This is a genomic window from Mycolicibacterium bacteremicum (assembly GCF_002086115.1).
Taxonomy (GTDB): domain Bacteria; phylum Actinomycetota; class Actinomycetes; order Mycobacteriales; family Mycobacteriaceae; genus Mycobacterium; species Mycobacterium bacteremicum.
Genome location: NZ_MVHJ01000004.1, coordinates 22,177 through 42,939, shown reverse-complemented (window position 1 = coordinate 42,939; position 20,763 = coordinate 22,177). Strand labels below are relative to the sequence as shown.

At 69.5% G+C, this 20,763-nt stretch carries 18 protein-coding genes; 9 read left to right on the top strand and 9 right to left on the bottom strand.

The window, feature by feature from the left end; translation table 11 throughout:
• Nucleotides 1-89: 89 nt before the first annotated feature.
• On the bottom strand, nucleotides 90-1,178 hold the full coding sequence (locus BST17_RS05970) for an NAD(P)H-dependent amine dehydrogenase family protein (RefSeq protein WP_083056157.1): 1,089 nt from the start codon (nucleotides 1,176-1,178) through the stop codon (nucleotides 90-92).
• A 258-nt stretch (nucleotides 1,179-1,436) separates the two neighbouring features.
• Between BST17_RS05970 and BST17_RS05965 the strand changes: the two genes are divergently transcribed.
• The 3 genes from BST17_RS05965 to BST17_RS05955 all read left to right on the top strand — a co-directional run bounded on the left by BST17_RS05965 (nucleotide 1,437) and on the right by BST17_RS05955 (nucleotide 4,663).
• Entirely contained in the window at nucleotides 1,437-3,272 is a 1,836-nt protein-coding gene (locus BST17_RS05965; protein WP_083056156.1) for an acyl-CoA dehydrogenase, read from the top strand.
• Nucleotides 3,273-3,469: 197 nt separating this feature from the next.
• Nucleotides 3,470-4,069, top strand: coding sequence for a ClpP family protease (locus BST17_RS05960; protein WP_083056155.1), 600 nt, complete (start codon nucleotides 3,470-3,472; stop codon nucleotides 4,067-4,069).
• Nucleotides 4,070-4,072: 3 nt separating this feature from the next.
• Entirely contained in the window at nucleotides 4,073-4,663 is a 591-nt protein-coding gene (locus BST17_RS05955; RefSeq protein ID WP_083056153.1) for a ClpP family protease, read from the top strand.
• On the opposite strand, the gene BST17_RS05950 is transcribed toward BST17_RS05955, so the two are convergent.
• Complete coding sequence (locus tag BST17_RS05950; RefSeq protein WP_083056563.1) at nucleotides 4,660-4,986, bottom strand: helix-turn-helix domain-containing protein; 327 nt, start codon at nucleotides 4,984-4,986, stop codon at nucleotides 4,660-4,662. The genes BST17_RS05955 and BST17_RS05950 overlap by 4 nt on opposite strands.
• 236 nt (nucleotides 4,987-5,222) lie before the next feature.
• A complete protein-coding gene (locus BST17_RS05945) occupies nucleotides 5,223-6,137 on the bottom strand; it encodes a TIGR03564 family F420-dependent LLM class oxidoreductase (protein WP_083056561.1) in 915 nt (304 codons plus the stop codon).
• Here BST17_RS05945 and BST17_RS05940 point away from each other — a divergent pair.
• Nucleotides 6,136-7,275, top strand: a complete 1,140-nt coding sequence (locus BST17_RS05940) for a TDT family transporter (RefSeq protein WP_234807555.1) — start codon at nucleotides 6,136-6,138, stop codon at nucleotides 7,273-7,275. The two genes, BST17_RS05945 and BST17_RS05940, sit on opposite strands and share 2 nt — an antisense overlap.
• Nucleotides 7,276-7,467: 192 nt before the next feature.
• Here the strand turns inward: BST17_RS05940 and BST17_RS05935 are convergent, their stop codons facing one another.
• Entirely contained in the window at nucleotides 7,468-8,766 is a 1,299-nt protein-coding gene (locus tag BST17_RS05935; protein WP_083056150.1) for an acetyl-CoA C-acetyltransferase, read from the bottom strand.
• A gap of 46 nt (nucleotides 8,767-8,812) precedes the next feature.
• On the opposite strand from BST17_RS05935, the gene BST17_RS05930 reads away from it, so the two are divergent.
• Genes BST17_RS05930 through BST17_RS05920 form a run of 3 tightly spaced genes read left to right on the top strand, consistent with a single transcriptional unit; the run spans nucleotide 8,813 to nucleotide 12,137 of the window.
• Nucleotides 8,813-10,165 carry a 3-oxoacyl-ACP reductase gene (locus tag BST17_RS05930; protein ID WP_083056148.1) on the top strand — a complete coding sequence of 451 codons (1,353 nt, stop codon included), beginning with the start codon at nucleotides 8,813-8,815 and terminating at the stop codon, nucleotides 10,163-10,165.
• A 34-nt stretch (nucleotides 10,166-10,199) separates the two neighbouring features.
• A complete protein-coding gene (locus tag BST17_RS05925; RefSeq protein ID WP_083056147.1) occupies nucleotides 10,200-11,042 on the top strand; it encodes a MaoC/PaaZ C-terminal domain-containing protein in 843 nt (280 codons plus the stop codon).
• Between the two features lie 9 nt (nucleotides 11,043-11,051).
• Nucleotides 11,052-12,137, top strand: a complete 1,086-nt coding sequence (locus BST17_RS05920) for a methyltransferase (RefSeq protein WP_083056145.1) — start codon at nucleotides 11,052-11,054, stop codon at nucleotides 12,135-12,137.
• A 58-nt stretch (nucleotides 12,138-12,195) separates the two neighbouring features.
• On the opposite strand, the gene BST17_RS05915 is transcribed toward BST17_RS05920, so the two are convergent.
• The 3 genes from BST17_RS05915 to BST17_RS05905 form a co-directional block, all read right to left on the bottom strand.
• Nucleotides 12,196-12,795, bottom strand: a complete 600-nt coding sequence (locus tag BST17_RS05915) for a TetR/AcrR family transcriptional regulator (protein ID WP_083056143.1) — start codon at nucleotides 12,793-12,795, stop codon at nucleotides 12,196-12,198.
• 25 nt (nucleotides 12,796-12,820) lie between these two features.
• Entirely contained in the window at nucleotides 12,821-13,975 is a 1,155-nt protein-coding gene (locus BST17_RS05910; protein ID WP_083056142.1) for a glycoside hydrolase family 3 N-terminal domain-containing protein, read from the bottom strand.
• A 78-nt stretch (nucleotides 13,976-14,053) separates the two neighbouring features.
• Nucleotides 14,054-14,347 (bottom strand): hypothetical protein, encoded by a 294-nt coding sequence (locus BST17_RS05905; RefSeq protein WP_083056140.1) that lies wholly within the window; start codon nucleotides 14,345-14,347, stop codon nucleotides 14,054-14,056.
• 30 nt (nucleotides 14,348-14,377) lie between these two features.
• On the opposite strand from BST17_RS05905, the gene BST17_RS05900 reads away from it, so the two are divergent.
• Nucleotides 14,378-14,551 carry a DUF2613 domain-containing protein gene (locus BST17_RS05900; protein ID WP_083056138.1) on the top strand — a complete coding sequence of 58 codons (174 nt, stop codon included), beginning with the start codon at nucleotides 14,378-14,380 and terminating at the stop codon, nucleotides 14,549-14,551.
• Complete coding sequence (locus BST17_RS05895) at nucleotides 14,529-18,752, top strand: alpha-(1->3)-arabinofuranosyltransferase (protein ID WP_207573578.1); 4,224 nt, start codon at nucleotides 14,529-14,531, stop codon at nucleotides 18,750-18,752. The genes BST17_RS05900 and BST17_RS05895 overlap by 23 nt, the downstream gene beginning before the upstream one ends.
• On the opposite strand, the gene BST17_RS05890 is transcribed toward BST17_RS05895, so the two are convergent.
• Nucleotides 18,724-19,794 (bottom strand): PDR/VanB family oxidoreductase, encoded by a 1,071-nt coding sequence (locus BST17_RS05890; RefSeq protein ID WP_083056137.1) that lies wholly within the window; start codon nucleotides 19,792-19,794, stop codon nucleotides 18,724-18,726. The two genes, BST17_RS05895 and BST17_RS05890, sit on opposite strands and share 29 nt — an antisense overlap.
• Nucleotides 19,791-20,687: a metal-dependent hydrolase gene (locus BST17_RS05885; RefSeq protein ID WP_083056135.1), complete on the bottom strand. Its 897-nt coding sequence runs from the start codon at nucleotides 20,685-20,687 to the stop codon at nucleotides 19,791-19,793. The genes BST17_RS05890 and BST17_RS05885 overlap by 4 nt, the downstream gene beginning before the upstream one ends.
• Nucleotides 20,688-20,763: the final 76 nt, after the last annotated feature.

Here is a 20,763-nt window from a genome sequence, read left to right as displayed (position 1 = left end):
GAGCCGAACCGCGCTGCGTGTCGTGACCTACCTGGGTTCAGCCCGGAGACCGGTATCGCGTCCCGGCTGCACTGAGGTAGGAGACCCGGTCAGGCCCAGCGTGCGCGCTCGGCCTCGGGCGCCAACGCCGACCGCAACGGCACCTGCAGGCCGTCGTAGATCCCGGGCTTCTGTTCGACGAGCCAGTTCAACGCGCCGAGCAGCCGGTTGGCCGCGGTGGTGTTGCCACCGTCGGCGCGGGTGCCGCCGGGCACGTCGGCACGGGTGGTGATGGTCAGCTGCGGATCGCCGTCGACGATCACCCGGTGGTCGCCCACCCCCTCGTCGGGTTGCGGCCAGTCCGGCGCGCAGCTCGGATGAATGCGGGTGATGTGCTCGATGATGACCCGCTGCCGTCCGCCGGACCAGCCGATCACCCTGAGGAAGAAGGCGCCCTGGGTGCCCTTCTCGAACGGGCCCATGACGGTCTCGACGGTCTGCTCCAGCGGTAGCCGTTCGACTTCTTCGGTGATCTCGTCGATCTCGATGCCCAGGCCGCGGCCGATGAGCCGGACGTTGCCGCCCCAGACCATCGTCGGGATGCTCGGCAGCAGCATCATCGGCAGTGGATCCTCGGGGCCCATGGCACCCCCGAAACCGCAGGACACCTTGACCGCGAACGGCTGGTTGTAGGTGGAGTAGTCGAAGATCTCCTGGCAGGTGATGGTGTTGATGCGGGTGCACAGGCCGGCGGCCGTCACGGCCAGCGCGTCGTTGCCCCAGCCCGGGTCGACACCGCTGACCAGCAGCGTGGCCCCGCCCTCCTCGGCGGCACCGGTGAGTCGGTCCACCCATTCCGGCGGCGCCGAGGCCGGGTCGTAGAGCGAATACAGCGACGGTGTGACGACGTGCTTGCCGGCGCGTAGGCAGCGCTCGATATCGGCGATGGCCTCCTCGGGCCGGATATCGCCGGAGGCCATGTAGGCCACCGCATCGGCGTCGGCGATGGTGGCGTCGATATCGGTGTTCGCCCGCACCCCGGTGGGCTCGGGCAGGCCCGCGAAGTCGGCGGCGTCGCGGCCGGCCTTCGCGGCGCTGGAGGTGATGACGCCGACGAGTTGGAGCCCTGGGAAGGCGACCGTCGAGCGGATCGCCGTCGAGCCCATATTTCCTGTCCCCCACACCACCACACGCCTCATGCGCATCACCTTAGAGGTTTGTTGGACCTCTTCGTGGCGAGCATCACATATCGGGTGAATTCGCAGCTCAGAAGGTATAAACGGGCCGCTCGGCGAGCCCAATCAACCACCGGGTTGGTTCGCTGGCGAAAATTTGCTCGCCACCTCTTTGAGATGTGGTTACCCGGCGGTATAGTTTGAAGCAGTTACTGGTGGGTAACTTAGCGCAGTCCGCAGGCGAGTACCCAACCGCAGGTCCGATCTCACCGAGGAGAAACCGTGAGCCACTACAAGAGCAACGTCCGTGACCAGGTATTTACCTTGTTCGATGTGCTCGGCCTCGACAAGGCGCTCGGCGCGGGCTCGTTTGCCGAGCTCGACGCGGACACCGCCCGCGAGATGATCAACGAGATGGCACGTCTGGCCGAGGGCCCGATCGCCGAGTCGTTCGCCGACGGCGACCGCAACCCGCCGGTGTTCGACCCGGCCACCCACACGGTGAAGCTGCCCGAGTCCTTCAAGAAGTCGGTCAACGCCACCATCGAAGGCGGCTGGAACAAGGTCGCCCTCGACGAGGAGCTCGGCGGCATGCCCGCCCCCAAGGCCCTGCTGTGGGCTCTCAACGAGCACATCCTGGGCGCCAACCCGGCCGTCTGGATGTACAGCGGCGGCGCCGGCTTCGCGCAGATCTTCGCCCACAACGGCACCGAAGAGCAGAAGAAGTGGGCCGCCATCGCCTCGGAGAACAACTGGGGCGCCACCATGGTGCTGACCGAGCCCGACGCGGGCTCCGACGTCGGCGCCGGCCGCACCAAGGCCACCCAGCAGGAGGACGGCTCCTGGCACATCGACGGCGTGAAGCGCTTCATCACCTCCGCCGACGCCGACGATCTGTTCCCGAACATCGCGCATCTGGTGCTGGCCCGCCCCGAGGGCGCCGGCCCGGGCACCAAGGGTCTGTCGCTGTTCTTCGTGCCGAAGTTCCTCTTCGACTTCGAGACCGGCGAGCTGGGCGAGCGTAACGGCGTGTTCGTCACCAACGTCGAGCACAAGATGGGCCTGAAGGTCTCGGCCACCTGTGAGCTGAGCTTCGGCCAGCACGGCGTCCCGGCCAAGGGCTGGCTCGTCGGCGAGGTGCACAACGGCATCGCGCAGATGTTCGATGTCATCGAGCAGGCCCGGATGATGGTGGGCACCAAGGCCATCGCCACCCTGTCGACGGGATACCTGAACGCGCTCGAGTACGCCAAGGAGCGTGTGCAGGGTGCCGATCTGACCCAGATGACCGACAAGACCGCGCCGCGCGTGACGATCACCCACCACCCGGATGTGCGTCGTTCGCTGATGACCCAGAAGGCCTACGCCGAGGGCATGCGCGCGCTGTACATGTACACCGCCACCTTCCAGGACGACGAGGTCGCCAAGGCCCTGCACAATGTGGACGCCGACCTGGCCGTGCGGGTCAACGACCTGCTGCTGCCGGTGGTCAAGGGCTTCGGCTCGGAGACCGCTTACCGGTACCTGACCGAGTCGCTGCAGACCCTGGGCGGATCGGGCTTCCTGCAGGACTACCCGATCGAGCAGTACATCCGCGACGCGAAGATCGACTCGCTGTACGAGGGCACCACCGCCATCCAGGCGCAGGACTTCTTCTTCCGCAAGATCGTGCGCGACAAGGGACAGGCGCTGGCCTACGTCTCCGGTCAGATCGACACCTTCGTCAAGAACGAGACCGGCAACGGCCGCCTCAAGGCCGAGCGGGCCCTGCTGGCGACCGCGCTGGAGGACGTGCAGGGCATGGCCGCCACGCTGACCGGCTACCTGATGGCCTCGCAGGAGGATCAGGCCGCCATCTACAAGGTGGGCCTGGGCTCGGTGCGCTTCCTGATGAGCGTCGGTGACCTGATCATCGGCTGGCTGCTGCAGCGTGAGGCCGTCGTCGCGATCGAGAAGCTCGACGAGGGCGCCACCGGTGCGGACAAGGCGTTCTACGAGGGCAAGATCGCGGCCGCGTCCTTCTTCGCGAAGAACTTCCTGCCGCTGCTGACCAGCACCCGCACGGTGCTCGACGCACTCGACAACGAAGTGATGGAGCTCGACGAAGCCTCGTTCTGAGTTCTCAAGACCAAGAGCCCCCGGCGGATTCGCCGGGGGCTCTTGTGTTGTCGGGGTGGTCACGCCGGCCGCGAGCGTGCAACCAGATCGTCCGGTGGGCGTTTCGCGCGATCTGTGTGCACGCTCGCGTTCCAGGCCGTTCTGCTGACAGCAGCGTGGGCTGCGAAAAGGGCTTCGCAGCAGGCAGAGTCACGGCCATGACTGAGAAACCACCCCTGTTCGGCCGACAACTACGCGAGGACCTGTACCGCAAGCGGGTGCTGGTACTCGACGGCGGCCTCGACGATGACAACGGCGCGGTGCTCGTCGCGCAACTGCTCACCCTGGCCGCCGACTCCGACGAGGACATCGCACTGTGGATCCACTCCCCCGGCGGGTCGGTGCCCGCGATGCTGGCCATCCGCGACGTGATGCGCCTGATCCCGGCCGACGTGGCCACCCTCGCTCTCGGATTGGCCTGCAGCGCCGGGCAATTCCTGCTCTCGGCCGGCACGCCGGGTAAGCGCTTCGCGCTGCCGCACGCCCGCATCCTGATGCACCAGGGATCGGCCGGCATCGCCGGGTCCGCGGTCGAGGTCGAGGTGCAGGCCGACGATCTGCGGCACACCCGCGACACCGTGCTGGGGCTGATCGCCGCCGACACCGGCCAGCCGATCGACCGGATCTTCACCGACTCGCTGCACGACCGGTGGTTCACCGCCGCGCAGGCCCGCGAGTACGGTTTCGTCGACCACATCGTCGGCGACTTCGGTCAGATCGCGCCGAACCGTAAGCAGCGCTTGGGGATCGGGGCATAGCAGATGAGCACCTACACCATCCCCAACGTCGTCGCCCGCACCACCTCCGGCGAGCGCATCATGGACGTCTACAGCCATCTGCTCACCGAACGCATCGTCTATCTGGGTACCGCGATCGACTCCGGCGTCGCCAACGCGCTGATCGCGCAGTTGCTGCATCTGGAGGCCGATAACCCCGAGCAGGAGATCGCGCTCTACATCAATTCCGAGGGCGGCGACCTGTCGGCGATGCTCGCCGTCTACGACACCATGCGCTTCATCAAGGCCCCGGTGGCGACGACGTGCATCGGCCAGGCCGTGGCGACCGGCGCGGTGCTGCTGGCCGCCGGCGCCCCGGGACGGCGGTCGGTGCTGCCGCACTCCCGGGTGGTGCTGCATCAGCCGGCCGCGCAGGGCCGGGGCACCATCCCCGACCTGATCCTGCAGGCCGATGAGGTGGTGCGCACCCGCAACCAGCTGGAGGTGATCCTGGCCCGGCACACCGGCCGCAGCACCGACCAGCTACGCCACGACACCGACCGGGATCGGGTGTTCGACGCCGACGAGGCAGTGGCTTACGGATTGGCCGATCGGGTGCTCCAGGAGCGGGCCTAAGCCGCCATCCGGACGGTCCCATCCGAGGGGCGGCCGGCGGCGCGGGTCAGATCGGCCGAGATACCGCCGAGCAGCCGACCCAACTCGACACCGAGCGCCCCGCACACCGCGGCGATCATCTCGCTGGACGGCTCCTTGCGGCCGCGTTCGATCTCCGACAGGTACTGCGGGGACACCCCGGCGCGGGCGGCGACATCGACCAGTCGGTCGCCCTTGGCGCGGCGGGTGTCACGCAGCCGGCGGCCCAACGCCTCGCGCCACAGCGGCTCCGGATTGCGGTTCGGCTTCGTGCGGTCCGGCTCGAACGGGATGACCTGGCCCATGACAGCATCCTTGCCGTCCCGGCACCGCCGTGCGGAGGTGTTCACCACCAGCTGAAGACATGAGGGCGGGTTCGGGAGGACATTCGGTTTCTCAACCTGAGGGCGTCCACTCATACCTTGCGGTATCTCGCGCGGCCGGTGTTTCACCTCGTGCCCGGCTCTTTCGGATCAGTCACTCCCGAACCCGTCGTGCAGACGACTGTACGCCTGTGTCCAAGATCACACCAGGGCAGATTTCAGGCAGTGTCCAGCGTGCGCAGCAAGGCCCGAGTACGTGCCCTGACCTCGGGTGATCGGTCGAAGACGACACCGACATACTCGTCGACGCCGGCGGCGGACAACTCGTTGATCCGGGCCGTCACGGTGGCCTCGTCACCGATCAGCGCCGCGTCGGCGGGGCCGGCACAGCCCTCCCGATCGAGCATTGCGCGGTAGGACGGTAGCTGCCCGTACATGGCGAACTGTTCGGCGGCCTGCGCCCGGGTTGCGTCGACGTCATCGGTGACGGCGACCGGCAGGGCGGCCACCACCCGGACCGCTCGACCGTCGGCCGCCGCGCGCAGACCGGGACCGACGTGTTCGGAGAGCGTCTTGGGCCCGGTCATCCAGGTGACCGTGCCCGCGGTCCGGCGGCCGGCGATCTTCAACAGCTGCGGGCCGAGCGCGGCGATGTACACCGGCGGGGCGGGAGCGCCGGGCACCTGCACCGCGCCCCGGGTGGTGTAGATCTCGCCGGCGGCATTCGCCGGCTCACCGGCCAGCAGCGGCAGCAGCCCGTCGAGGTATTCGTTGAGCCTGCGCACCGGCCGGTCCCACGGGATGCCCCACATGCCCTCGGTGACCGCCGCGTGTGTCATGCCCAGCCCGAGGATCAACCGCCCGCCCGAGATCAGGCTCAGCGTCAGCGCCCGTTGTGCCAACTGCATGGGGTGCTGATTCTGGATCGGCACGACACCGGTGCCGACCTCGATGGTGTCGACCTCGCGCAGCGCCACCGCGAGCACGGTCAACAGATCGGGTTCGTAGGGCATCTGCGTCATCCAGATCCGCCGGAACCCCTCGTCGCGCAGCTGGGCGAACTCCGACACGACGCCGTCGATCAGGGACGTGCCGCTCGATCCGGACAACGACCCGAGGATGCTGATCTCCATGACGCCAATCATGCCGGGTCGCGCGGCGACCGAGCCGGGGACGCGGTTGGGAAACTTCGGCCCGAACTGGTTCTCCTCGGTGATGGGCACCGGCATCCTGGTCGTCGCCGGCGCCACCCTGCCGGTGCACGTGCCCGGTCTGCGGGTGTTCACCGAGATCGTCTGGGTGGTCGCCGCGGCACTGCTGGTCGCGCTGATCATTACCGTCAGCGTGCAGTGGTTCCGTCATCCGACGGTGGCCCGCGGTCATGTGCGCAACCCGCAGATGGCGCATTTCTACGGCGCCGCCCCGATGGCGCTGCTGACCGTCGGCACCGCCACGATGCTGGTCGGCAAGGATCTGCTGGGCGAGCGGCTGGCCGTCGACATCAACTGGGTGCTGTGGTCGGCGGGCACGATCGGCGGCCTCTACACCGCCGTGTCGATCCCGTACCTGATGTTCACCCAGCTCAACGTCGGACCCGACGCCGCATTCGGCGGCTGGCTGATGCCGGTGGTGCCGCCGATGGTGTCCGCCGCCGCGGGCGCGATGCTGATCCCGCACATAGCAGCCGGCACCGGCCGGACGACGATGTTCTACGGGTGTCTGGCGATGTTCGGGCTGTCGCTGATCGCCGCGCTGATCATCATCACGATGATCTGGAGCCGGCTGGCGCTGTACGGGACATCGGGCACCGCGCGGGTGCCGACGCTGTGGATCGTGCTCGGCCCACTCGGACAGTCGGTGACGGTGGCCGGGCTGCTGGCCACCCATGCCCAGCTGGCCGTCACGCCGGAGTTGGCCACCGGGGTCGGGATCTTCTCGGTCCTGTTCGGGGTGCCGGTATGGGGTTTCTGCGTGCTGTGGATCGCACTGGCCACCGCGCTGACGGTCCGCACATTGCGCCGCGGGATGCCGTTCGCGCTGACGTGGTGGAGCCTGACGTTCCCGGTGGGCACCTTCGTCACCGGCACCACCCAGCTCGCGATCCACACCGGGCTGCCCGCCTTCGAGATCGCGGCGGTGGCGGCCTATGCGGGGCTGCTGTGCACCTGGGCGTTGGTGGCGGCGCGGACCGCGCGGGGAAGTGTCGCCGGAAGTCTCTTCGCGCCGGCCGGGTCGGCACCGATCACCGCGTCCAAGGACCCGGGCCGGTAGGGCGGGCGGCGCGCCAGCCGGCCGGAGAAACAAAGAGCTCCGTGTTGCCGTCGGGTCGGGGGGTCAGACGGCAACACGGAGCTATCCCATGTATCGACGGTGCTTGCGCGGGCGTTACAGCGATCCGAAAACTTTTTCCGAGAACTTTCCGCCCTCGGTGCGCGCCGCACCGAGCTCGCCGAAAAGGCGAGGTCAGGCCTCCAGGATGGCCGTGACGCCCTGACCGCCTGCGGCGCACACCGAGATGAGACCGCGCACCGGCTGACCGGTCTCCTTCTTTTTCTCGGCCAGTTGCTTGGCCAGCTGCGCGACGATGCGCCCACCGGTCGCGGCGAACGGGTGCCCGGCCGCCAGCGAGGAGCCGTTGACGTTGAGCTTGGACCGGTCGATGCTGCCCAACGCCTTGTCCAGACCCAGCCGGTTCTTGCAGTAGTCGTCGGACTCCCAGGCCTTCAGCGTGGCGAGCACCACCGAGGCGAACGCCTCGTGGATCTCGTAGAAGTCGAAGTCCTGCAGGGTCAGGCCGTTGCGCGCGAGCAGCCGCGGCACCGCGTAGGTCGGGGCCATCAGCAGACCGTCCGAGCCGTTGACATAGTCCACCGCGGCGGTCTCACCGTCGACGAAGTAGGCCAGCACCGGGATGTCGCGTGCGGCGGCCCACTCCTCGGAGGCCAGCAGCGCGACCGACGCGCCGTCGGTCAGCGGGGTCGAGTTGCCGGCGGTCATGGTGGCGTCGCCGTTGCGGACGCCGAACACCGGCTTGAGCTTGGCCAGCTTCTCGGCCGAGGAATCCGGGCGCAGGTTGTTGTCCCGGTAGACGCCGAGGAACGGGGTGACCAGGTCGTCGAAGAAGCCGCGGTCGTAGGCGGCGGCCATGTTGCGGTGGCTGGCGGCGGCCAGCTCGTCCTGGTCGACCCGCTTGATGCCCATCTGCTTGGCGGTGATGGCGGCGTGCTCGCCCATCGAGAGCCCGGTCCGGGGCTCACCGTTGGTGGGAATCTCCACACCGAGGGCCGCGGGCAGCTTGCCGACGAGCTTGAGCCGGTCGGCGGCGGACTTGGCCCGGCGCAGGCTCAGCAGCACCCCGCGCAGGTCGTCGCCGAAGGCGATGGGTGCATCGGAGGTGGTGTCGACGCCGCCGGCCGCGGCCACCTCGTACCGGCCGAGGGCGATGCCGTCAGCCGCGGCGATGGCCGCCTGCAGGCCGGTGCCGCAGGCCTGCTGTAGGTCGAAGGCCGGGGTGTAGGGCGACAGCGCGCTGCCCAGCACGCTCTCGCGCATCAGGTTGAAGTCGCGGCTGTGCTTGAGCACCGCGCCACCGATGACGGCGTCGAGCTTCTCCCCCTTGAGGTTGAAGCGGTCGGCGAGGCCGTCGAGCACGGCGGTGAACATGTCCTGATTCGACGCGTTGGCGTACGCGCCGTCGGACCGGACGAAGGGGATACGGTTTCCGCCGAGCACGGCGACGCGGCGAGAATTCGTGTTAGCCATATCCCAATATTACCCGCCGTTCTTACTCTGGAGTAAGTTAGTACCCATGGCTTCCGACCTGTTCTCCCAAGTGGTCAATTCCGGGCCCGGATCGTTCCTGGCCAAACAACTCGGCGTCCCGCAGCCCGAAGAGCTGCGCCGCTACCGCGCCGGGCAGCCGCCGCTGGACGGTTCGCTGCTCATCGGCGGTGACGGACGTGTCGTCGAACCCCTGCGCGCCGCCCTGGCCGACGATTACGACGTCGTCTCGGCCAACCTCGGCGGTCGCTGGGCCGACTCGTTCGGCGGGCTGGTGTTCGACGCCACCGGCATCACCGAACCATCCGGCCTCAAGGCGCTCTACGAATTCTTCACCCCGGTGCTGCGCAATCTGGGCGCCTCGGGCCGGGTGGTGGTCATCGGCACCGCACCGACCGAGACCGACAGTGCCCATGAGCAGATCGTGCAGCGCGCGCTGGAGGGCTTCACCCGCTCGCTGGGCAAGGAACTGCGCCGCGGCGCGACCGTGTCGCTGGTGTATCTGGCCGCCGACGCCGCCCCGGACGCCAGCGGTCTGGAATCCACCCTGCGCTTCATCCTGTCCGGCAAGTCCGCCTACGTGGACGGCCAGGTGTTCCGGGTGGGCGCCGCCGAGTCGACCGCTCCTGCCGACTGGGACAAGCCGCTGGCCGGCAAGGTCGCCGTGGTGACCGGTGCCGCCCGCGGTATCGGCGCGACCATCGCCGAGGTGTTCGCGCGCGACGGGGCCGCCGTGGTGGCCGTCGACGTGCCTGCCGCCGAGGATGCGCTGAAACAGACCGCCGAGAAGGTCGGCGGCACGGCGCTGGCGCTGGACGTGACCTCCGAAGGCGCAGTCGATGCCATCGTGGCCCATCTCAAGGAGCACCACGGCGGCAAGGTCGACGTGCTGGTGAACAATGCCGGCATCACCCGCGACAAGCTGTTGGCCAACATGGACGAGTCGCGCTGGGACTCGGTGATCGCGGTCAATCTCGTTGCGCCGCTGACCCTCACCGAAGGCCTCGTATCGGCCGGCGCGCTGGGCGAGGGCGGCCGGGTGATCGGGCTGTCCTCGATGGCCGGTATCGCAGGCAACCGCGGCCAGACCAACTACGCCGCCACCAAGGCGGGCATGATCGGCATCGTCGACGCCCTGTCGCCCAGCCTGGCCGACAAGGGCATCACCATCAACGCGGTGGCGCCCGGTTTCATCGAGACCAAGATGACCGAGGCCATCCCGCTGGCGACCCGCGAGGTCGGTCGCCGGCTCAACTCGCTGTTCCAGGGCGGGCAGCCCGTCGACGTCGCCGAGGCCATCGCCTACTTCGCCAGCCCGGCGTCGAATGCGGTGACCGGCAACACGATCCGGGTCTGCGGCCAGGCCCTGCTGGGGGCGTGATGAGCGTTCGCGCGAAGAACCGGAGGTCCTGAGCATGTCCCAGCCCAGTGGTCTGCTGAACATGGCCCGTGCGGTCGCCGGGGCGCTGCCGTTCGTCCCGCGCGCCGGCGGCCTGCCCGATCGCACCGTGCACGTGCCCGAATTGCGCATCGATCCGGCCAACGTCGCCGCCTACGCCGGGGTGACCGGTCTGCGCTTCGGTGACACGCTGCCGCTGACGTACCCGTTCGCGCTCACCTTCCCGAGCGTGATGTCGCTGGCGACCGGTTTCGACTTCCCGTTCGCGGCAATGGGTTCGGTACACACCGAGAACCACATCACCCAGCACCGCCCGATCTCGGTCAGCGACACACTCGACGTCCGGGTGCACGCGGAGAACCTGCGTGAGCACCGCAAGGGCCTGCTGGTCGACATCATCACCGAGATCAAGGTGGGCTACGACCTGGCCTGGCGGCAGACCACGACGTTCCTGCACCAGCAGCGCACCAGCCTGTCCGACGAGCCGCGGCCGGAGCCGCCCAAGGCGCCGAAGCTGCCGCCGCCCAACGCGGTGCTGAGCATCTCGGCCGGGCAGATCCGGTCCTACGCCTCGATCGGTGGTGACCACAACCCGATCCACACCAGCACGGTGGGCGCCAAGCTGTTCGGCTTCCCGACCGCCATCGCACACGGGATGTTCAGTGCGGCAGCGGTGCTGGCCAACATCGAGGGCCAGCTGCCCGATGCCGTCGAGTACTCGGTGCGCTTCGGCAAGCCGGTACTGCTGCCGGCCCGCGCCGGGTTGTACGTCGAGCGCGACGACGCCGGCTGGGAACTGACGCTGCGGCACCTGTCGAAGGGTTATCCGCACCTGTCGGCGACGGTGTCCGCGCTCTAAACTGCAGGGGTGTCCGGCACCCGTGTACCTCCCGTCGGCCTCATCCGCGCCGTCGACCGGGTCCGCGACGGCCTCGGCCGGTTGCGCCGCCGCAGTGCACCGCCGCCGGCGGTGCTGCTGGAGTTGATCATGGGCGCCTGGGTGTCGCAGGGCATCACGGTGGCGGCCGAGTTGAAGATCGCCGACGCCCTCGCGGCCGGCCCGCTGAGCGCCGAGGACCTGGCGCGGCGGGTGGGCGCCGATCCGGACGCCCTGGCCCGGCTGATGAGGGCACTTATCAGCGTCGGGGTGTTCACGGTGCGCCGCGGGCGGTTTGCGCTCAATCCGCTGGCCGACGCGCTGCGCACCGACGCGGCGGTGTCGGTCGCCGGGATGGCCCGCTTCGTCGGGTCACCCGAACACCGCGAGCACTGGAGCCATTTCGCCGACGCGGTCCGCACGGGGCGGCCGGTGATCCCCGAACTGCGGGGCATGCCGCCGTTCGAATACATGGGCAGCAACCCGGAGTTGGGCGCGATCTTCAACGACGCGATGACCAGCATGTCCGAGCTCGCGCTCGGCCCGGTCGTGGCCGCCTACGATTTCACCCCGTTCAGGACCGTCATCGACGTCGGCGGCGGCCACGGTCGGCTACTGGCCGCGATACTGGCGGCCAGCCCTGCCTCGCGCGGAGTGCTCTACGACCTGCCCGACGTGGTGGCCGGCGCGCCGGAGTTGTTGCGGCGCTTCGGCGTCGACGAGCGGGTCCAGGTCACCCCGGGATCCTTCTTCGACACCGTCCCCGCCGGCGGCGACGCCTACGTGCTGAAGAACATCATCCACGACTGGTCCGACGACGAGTCATTGGACATCCTGCGTCGCGTCCGCGACGCCGCCCGTCCGGGTGCCACCCTGCTGCTCGTGGAGGCGGTGATCCCGGACCACCGGCGCGAATGTGTGGGCAAGTGGATCGACATGGAGATGCTGGTGTCCGCCGGTGGCCGGGAGCGCACCGAACGGGATTTCCGCTCGCTGTACCAACGGTCGGGATTCCGGTTGACCAGGGTGGTGCCGACCGCCGCTCCGTTGAGCCTCATCGAGGGCACCGCGGTCTGAGTCGTTCCGGGCCCCGGGTCCGAAGATGATGGCGGGACCATCGTGTCCGGGTTCGGCGTCAGCCGGCGGCGGGCCTGCCCTTCAGGCCGCGCCAGAACAGGTTGATCATCAGCTCGGTCGCCTCGGACACATCGGCGTCCCCGGAGCTGACCCGGTCGGCGATGGCCTCACCGGCGCCCACCAGGGCCACCGCCATCATGTTGAAGTCGGCGCCGGGCTCGGGGTTTCGGGTCCCCGACTGCAGCAGCCGGCCGACCAGATCGATGATGCGCTCGCGACCCTCACGCACCGTGTGCGCGAAGGCCTGCGAACTGGTGGCCTGGCTGTACAACACGATCCAGGACGCCCGGTTGGCGTCGATGTACCCGAGGAATGCGCCAACGGCGTTGCTCAGCATGTCCTTTGGGCTCAGTGTGAAGTCGATCTTGCCGCGCACCTCGTCGACGAACCGGTTCAGCTCGCGGTCCAGGCAGGCGCCGAACAGATCCTCCTTGGAGCCGTAGTACAGATACAGCATCGGTTTGGAGATCTGCGCCTCGGCGGCGATCGCGTCCATCGACGTCTCGTGATAGCCGTTGATGGAGAACATCTGCACGGCGGCGTCGAGCATCTGCTGCTCGCGCACCGCGCGCGGCAACCGCTTCGTTCCTCCGGCCATCGGAACAGATTACGGCCGGTCGGGCTCAGCAGTTGGGATTGGGGCCCTTGGACGCCGCGACCCGCCGCAACGAGTCGTCGACCTTGCCCTGCGGCAGTTCGCCCGAGGCGACGGCCTGCTCCAGGCGGTCCAGCACGGCGGGCACCTCGGCGGTGGTGATCCACAGGGCGACGTCGGCGCCGGCCTGTAGCGATTTGAGCACCGCCTCGGCCACCCCGTACTGCTGGTTGACGGCGGCCATGCTGGACAGATCATCGGTGAAGATCACGCCGCCGAAACCGATCTCGCCGCGCAGCAGGTTGTAGGCCGCGGGGCTCAGGCTGGCCTGCTCGCCACCGGTGAGGCCGGGAACCTGCATGTGCCCGACCATCACGGCCGTGTGCGGTTGATTGGCCAGCGACCGGTAGGGCACCAGATCGCTGGTCTGCAGTTCGGCCAGCGGCGGGGTGGACACCGAACCGGTGTGCGAGTCGCCGGCGGCCCGGCCGTGACCGGGGAAGTGCTTGAGCACCGGCAGCACCCCGGCGTCGCGCAGGCCGCGCGCGTAGGCGCCGGCGTACTGGGTGACCGTCTCCGGGTCGTCACCGAAGGACCGGTCCCCGATCGCGGCGCTCTGCTGGGTCAGATCGACGACGGGGGCGAAGTCGACCGTGATGCCCAGGCCGCGCATGGCCCGGCCGCGCTCCAGCGCGATGCCGTACACCTCGTCGGGGGTCTTGGTCTCGGCCAGCACCCGGGCTGAGGGCTGGCTACCGATCACCCCGGCCAGCCGTGACACCCGTCCGCCCTCCTCGTCGACGCTGACGCCGAGCGGTAGGGCGGTGGCCGATGCCGCGATCTGGGCCAGCGGCGCACCGAGCATGGACATGTCCGTCCAGCTGCCGATCATGATGCCGCCGACCTTGTGATCGGTGACCGCGGCCTGTGCGTCGGCGGCGTTGTTGACGCCGACCATGAGCAGCTGGGCCAGCTTGTCGCGGGTGGACAGCGAGGCGATGTCGCCGCAGACCGCGGGCCCGGGGGCCGCCGGCAGCGGCCGGTCGAGTGAGGCATTGGACGGGGTGGCCGCGCTGGTCTGCGGTGCCGGGGACGCGGCCGTGTCGACCTCAGTGGCCGGTGAACAGGCCATCAACAGTCCGGACAGGGCGGTCAGGGCACCGAGGGTGCGTGACATCGACATGGGTCCCCACCCTAACCGGGCGGACCAGAGCCGGGGCCCGGCCGCTGAGTTTCAGTCCGGCAGACCGGCCCGCAAGACTCACCAGGTCTGCAGGTCGGCGGGAATCCCGTGGGCCTGCAGCCAGCTGCGCTCACCGACGGCCATGATCTGCTCGACGGCGCCGCACACCGCGTCGACCAGGTCGGCCCCGGCATCCACCCCCAGGGCCCTGCGCAGCGCGGGGAACGAGAACGGCTGCACCGAGATGGTGTACTGGTAACCGTCAAGGTGAGCGCGGTCATATCCGGAGAACCGCAGAATCCCGTCCGCGCCGTGACTGACCCACACGGTGCAGGTCGGCGACCGCCAGAACACCCGCTCCGGTGAAGTCATGCCCACATTCTCACGTGCTAGGTTGGCCGCATGGATCGGTTCGTCGTGCCCGCTGCCGCCAGCATCGTGGTCGGCCTGTTGCTCGGCGCAGCGGCCATCTTCGGCGTGACCCTGATGGTCCAGCAGGACACCAAGCCCCCCGTGCAGTCCGGAGATCCGGCGTCGTCGGTGCTCAACCGCGTTGAATACGGCGACCGGGCCTAGCCCGGGCGCGCCGCACGCCGTTTCAGGTCTCTCCCGGCGTTGGCTGTGGCTGGTCGGCAGCGCCTTCCTCGCGCTGACCTTCCTGCAGTCCCCCGGCCGGATCTCCCCGGACACCAAGCTCGATCTCACCGCCAACCCGCTGCGGTTCCTGTCCCGCGCCGGTGATCTGTGGAACAGCGAGCTGCCGTTCGGGCAGGCGCAGAACCAGGCCTACGGCTACCTGTTCCCGCACGGCACCTTCTTCCTGACCGGAGACCTCCTCGGCCTGCCCGGCTGGGTCACCCAGCGGCTGTGGTGGGCGCTGCTGCTGACGGTCGGATTCTGGGGATTTCTGCGAGTCGCCGAGGCTTTGAACGACGGGAAGGGCATCGGCACCACCGCGTCCCGCGTCATCGCGGCCTGCGCATTCGCGTTGTCCCCGCGGGTGCTGACCACCCTCGGCGCGATCTCCTCGGAGACGTTGCCGATGATGCTGGCCCCCTGGGTACTGCTGCCGGTCATCCTCGTGCTGCGCGGCGACCCGCGGATCCGGCTGCTGGCGGCGCGCTCCGCGGCCGCCGTCGCGCTGATGGGCGCGGTCAACGCGGTCGCCACCCTGACCGGCTGTCTGGCCGCGATCATCTGGTGGGCCGCCCACAAACCCAACCGGCAGTGGTGGAAATTCACCGGCTGGTGGTTGGGCTGCACCGTACTGGCGGTCACCTGGTGGGCCGTCGCGTTGGTGCTGTTGGGCCGGATCAGTCCGCCCTTCCTGGATTACATCGAATCCTCAGGCGTGACGACGCGTTGGTTGTCACTGACCGAGATGCTGCGTGGCACCGACAGCTGGACACCGTATGTGGCGCCGACGGCGACGGCGGGTTCGCCGCTGGTGACCGGATCGGTCGCGGTGCTGGCCACCACCCTGGTGGCCGCGGCCGGGCTGGCCGGTCTGGCGATGCGCAGCATGCCCGCGCGCGGCCGACTGATCGCCATTCTGTTCGTCGGTATCACGGCGCTGGCGGTCGGCTACTCCGGAGGGCTGGGGTCGCCGATCGCGACGCAGGTCCAGCTGTTCCTGGACGCCGACGGGACCCCGCTGCGCAACGTGCACAAGCTCGAGCCGTTGCTGCGTCTGCCGATCGCACTCGGCCTGGCCCACCTGCTGGGCCGGATACCGTTGCCCGGCAGTGCGTCCCGGCGTACCTGGGTCGGTGCATTCGCCTATCCCGAACGCGATCGCCGGGTCGCCGTCGGCATCGTCGTGCTGACCGCGCTGGCCGCCGCGACCTCGCTGGCCTGGACCGGCCGGCTGACCCCGCCGGGCAGTTTCGAGGCCATCCCGGCGCACTGGCACGACACCGCCGCCTGGCTCGACGAACACAACACCGACGGCGGCCGGGTACTGGTGGCACCGGGTGCCCCGTTCGCCACCCAGGTGTGGGGGAACAGCCACGACGAACCGCTGCAGGTGCTGGGCAGCAGCCCGTGGGGAGTGCGCGATTCGATCCCGCTGACCCCACCGGAGACCATCCGCGCACTGGACTCGGTACAACGCCTGTTCGCCGCGGGCCGGCCGTCCGCCGGGCTCGCCGACACCCTTGCCCAGCAAGGCATCTCCTATGTCGTGGTGCGCAATGACCTCGACCCCGACACCTCGCGTTCCGCGCGACCGCTGCTGGTGCACCGGGTGATGGACAACTCCCCCGGGTTGACCAGGGTCGCCGAGTTCGGTGACCCGGTCGGGCCCGGCACATTGGACGGTTTCGTCACCGACAGCGGACTGCGCCCGCGCTACCCGGCGGTGCAGATCTACCGGGTCGACGACGCCCGACCCGGCCCGTATCTGGCCGACGCCGACGCACTGGCCCGTGTCGACGGCGGCCCGGAAGCGTTGCTGCGCATCGCCGAACGGCGCCGGCTGGCCGGCCTGCAACCGTTGGGTCCGATGCTGCTGACCGCCGATGCGCAGCGCGCCGGTCTGCCCACGCCACTGGTCACCGTCACCGACACCCCGGTGGCGCGCGAGACCGACTACGGCCGGGTGGACCACCACTCCTCGGCGATGCGCTCACCCGACGACCTGCGGCACACCTTCAACCGGGTGATGGACTATCCCGCCGGCACCGACCCGCTCTATGCCCGCTGGGACGGCGGGCGCCTGCGCGTATCCAGCTCGGCCGCGGATTCGACTGCACTGCCCGATGTCTCACCATCGGCGGGGCCGGCCGCCGCGATCGACTCCGACCCGTCGACCAGCTGGGTATCCAGCTCCCTGCAGACCGCCGTGGGTCAGTGGATGCAGATCGACTTCGACAACCCGGTCACCAATGCCGCGGTCACCATCACCCCGAGTGCCACCGCCGTCGGCGCGCAGGTGCGCCGCATCGAGGTGTCGACCGTCAACGGCACGACCACACTTCGCTTCGACGAGCCCGGCAAGCCCCTCGCCGCGGCGTTGCCGTTCGGCGAGACACCGTGGTTGCGCATCACCGCCGTCGGCACCGATGACGGCTCCCCCGGTGTGCAGTTCGGCATCACCGATCTGACCGTCACCCAGTACGACGCCTCCGGTTTCGCCCACCAGATCCCGCTGCGCCGCACACTCGACGTACCCGGCCCACCGGCGGGATCGCAGGTGGCGCAGTGGGATCTGGGGTCGGATCTGCTGGGCCGGCCGGGTTGCGCGGACGGCCCCGACGCCGTGCGCTGCGCCGCCACCATGGGCCTCTCGCCGGAGGAACCGGTGAACATGAGCCGCACGCTGACCGTGCCCACCGAGACGACCGCGACGCCGACGGTGTGGGTGCGGGCCCGGCAGGGTCCTCGGCTGGCCGATCTGATCCACGATCCCGCAACCGTGCGCGCCGCGGGCGAATCCGACCTCATCGACGTGCAGGGGTCGGCCTATGCGGCCACCGACGGTGACCCGCGCACCGCCTGGACCGCGCCGCAGAACACTGTCGCGCCGAAGAAGCCGGCCACCCTGACCGTGCGCCTGCCCGAGCCCACCGAGGTCGCGGCGCTGACGCTGACCCCCAGCCGAGCCGAGGTGCCGGCGCACCCCACCCTGGTCGCGGTCGACCTGGGCGCCGGCCCGCAGGTGCGCAGGCTGTCCGGGGACGGTCCGCAGACCGTGGACCTCAAGCCCACGCTGACCGACACCGTCACACTGTCACTCCTGGATTGGCGTGACGTGATCGACCGCACCGCACTGGGATTCGACCAACTCAAACCACCCGGCCTGGCCGAGGTGACGGTGCTGGACGCCGCCGGCGCACCGGTCGCCGCGGCCGATCCGGCCGACCGGGACCGGCCGGTGGAGGTGGCCTGCGGGCGCGGGCCGATCATCGGCGTGGCCGGACAGTTCGTGCAGACCTCGATCAGCACCACCGCCGGGGCGCTGCTCGACGGCGACCCGGTCGCGGCGAAACCCTGTCAGGCCGAGCCGATCTCACTGCCGGCCGGTCAGCAGGAGGTGCTGGTCAGCCCGGGTGAGGCGTTCGTGGTCGACGGTATCGCGCTGAACACGGCGCGCGCGGAGGAACTGCGCCCGGCCGCCACGACGCCGGCCGATACCGGGCGGTGGGACGCCGCGCACCGGGAGATCACCGTCGCCGGCAGCGACCGGGACCGCGTGGTCGTTGTCCCGGAGAGCGTGAGCCCGGGGTGGGTGGCGCACCTGGCCGACGGCACCGCCCTACGACCGGTCACGGTGAACGGCTGGCAACAGGGCTGGGTGGTGCCGGCCGGCGCCGACGGCACGCTCACGCTGAGCTTCCCGTCCAACACGCCGTATCGGATCGGTTTGTTCGGCGGGCTGGCGCTGCTGCCGGTGCTCGCCCTGCTCGCGCTGCTGCCGATCCGTCGGCCCGGGTCCGGGCAGCCGGTGCCGACGTGGTCACCGCGCCCCCTGCTGGTCGGTGCCGCGGCCGTGGTTGCCGGTGGGCTGATCAGTGGGGTGACCGGGGCGTTGGTGGTGGCCGCCGCGATCGGGCTGCGTCATCTTTTGGGGCGCAACGCGCACCGCGCCGAGGCCGCGACCGTCGGTATCACCGCCGGCGGGCTGGTCATCGCCGGCGCCGCGCTGTCACGCAATCCATGGCGTTCGGTGGACGGTTACATCGGCCACTCGGCAGCCGTGCAGCTGCTGGCCCTGGTATCGGTGGCGATGCTGGCGGCATCGACCGTGCTCACGCGTCGAGGACGAGACGCCCACTGACGGAACGGGATACACAGGTCAGCATCGAGTTCTCCCGCTCGGCGTCGGTGAGCCGGGCATCCCGGTGCTCAGGTGTCCCCGACAGCACCCCGATTCGGCAGGTGCCGCAGAAGCCCTGTCGGCAGGAGTAAGCGATATCGGGCCGCACCCGCACCAGGGCGTCGAGCACCGTCTCGTCGGCGGCCACTTCCACCACCTGGCCGGTGCGGGCGAGTTCGATCTCGAACGCGGTGCCGTCGGTGACCGGCGGTGCGCTGAAGCGCTCCAGATGCAGTGCCGTGGCCGGGAATCGGCCGAAGTTGCTGCGCACCGTCTCGATCATCGGCGGCGGGCCGCACACGTAGACCGCGCCGCCGGGAGCGGCCCGGCCGAGCAGATCCTGCGGTGTCGGCAGCCCGTGTTCCTCGTCGAGGCGCACGGTGACGCGGTCGGGATCCCACTGCCAGATCTCATCGAGGAACGGGATGGTGTCGGCGCTGCGGCCGCAGTACACGAAATGCCAGTCGGTGCCCAGTCGTTGCGCTGCCCGCACCATCGGCAGGATCGGGGTGATACCGATACCGCCGGCGATGTAGAGCACCCGCTCGTAGGGGATGAACGGGAACCCGTTGCGCGGGCCGCGGACGGTGACGGAGTCCCCCACCTGCAGGGCGTGCATCTCCAGTGAGCCGCCCCCGCCGGCCGGGATCTTGCGTACCGCGATGCGGTAGTGGTTGCGCTCCTGGGGGTCACCGCACAGCGAATACTGCCGGCGCCGCCCCGAGGGCAGGTGCAGGTCGAGGTGGCTGCCGGGCTGCCAGCCGGGCAGCTCGCCGCCGTCTGGGGCCGAGAACGTGAGCGCCACAACATCTTTGTCATGCGCGACGATCTCGCGTCGGCTCAGCACGAGGGTCATCGGGTCGTGCGGCGTGCGGGTGGCCCGCTCGTCGGCGTAATCGGCTTTGACCACCCGGTTCAGCCAGAACCGGTCCAGCAGGGAGACGACGACGTTGATGGCGCGGTCGTCCAGCGGTGAACCCAGGGGCGGAGCGGTGCGTTTCACCGCGATCCCGCCCGCGCGGCGGGCGAGGAGGCCAGGTAGGCGACCGCCTGTGCGGTGTCGCCGACGTCGCCCGGGTGATAGCGCGGTGAGAAGTACTGCAGCGCACGCCAGCTGGTGTGCAGGAAGGACGGTGCGACCCCGCGGCGCCCGGACCGGATCAAGCCGCGCCAGACGGCCTTGCGCCGGCGCCGCGACATCGTCAGGTTGGGGTCGACGCGCATCAGGTACCGGGTGGCCTGCCAGAGCAAGTACAGCAACATCGGGCCCGCCACCACCTGCGCCCAGGCGCGGCGCGCGTAGTTATGGTCGAAGTAACGCAGCACGTCGTGGGAGACCATCCGGTGCTCCACCTCCTCGGCCCCGTGCCAGCGCAGCAGGTCGACGATCACCGGGTCGGCGGTCTGGCCGTTGAGCCGCTCGGCGTTGAGCACCCAATCACCGAGGAAGGAGAAGATGTGCTCCAGGGCGGCCATCACCGCGAGCCGTTCGACCATGTAGTTGTGTGCCTTGGCGCCGGTCACCTCCCGCGGGCCCAGCAGGTTGCCGAAGACCCAGTAAGCGCGGTCCAGGACCGGGGTGGGGTCGATGCCGTGCCGTTCCAGGTAGTCGTTGATACCGGTGTGGGCGGTCGCGTGCATCGCCTCCTGACCCATGAAACCGATGACGTCCTCGCGCAGCTTCTCGTCCTCGATCTGCGGCAGTGCCTCTTTGAGCAACTCGACGAACCACTCCTCACCGGCCGGCAGCAGCAGGCTCAGGCCGTTGTACAGGTGGCTGGCGAAGGGATCGTCGTACACGCATTGCGCGGGTACGTCGGTCAGGTCGAACTGCACGGCACGTGCGTGCAGGGCGATCTGCTCACTGTCCGGGGTGTCCGAGTCCAACAGCTCCATCGGCGAAACGGTACCCCTGGTACCGGGTAGATGTCGATACGCGCGAACCGGCCCGGTCATGACCCAAGCCTCCTAG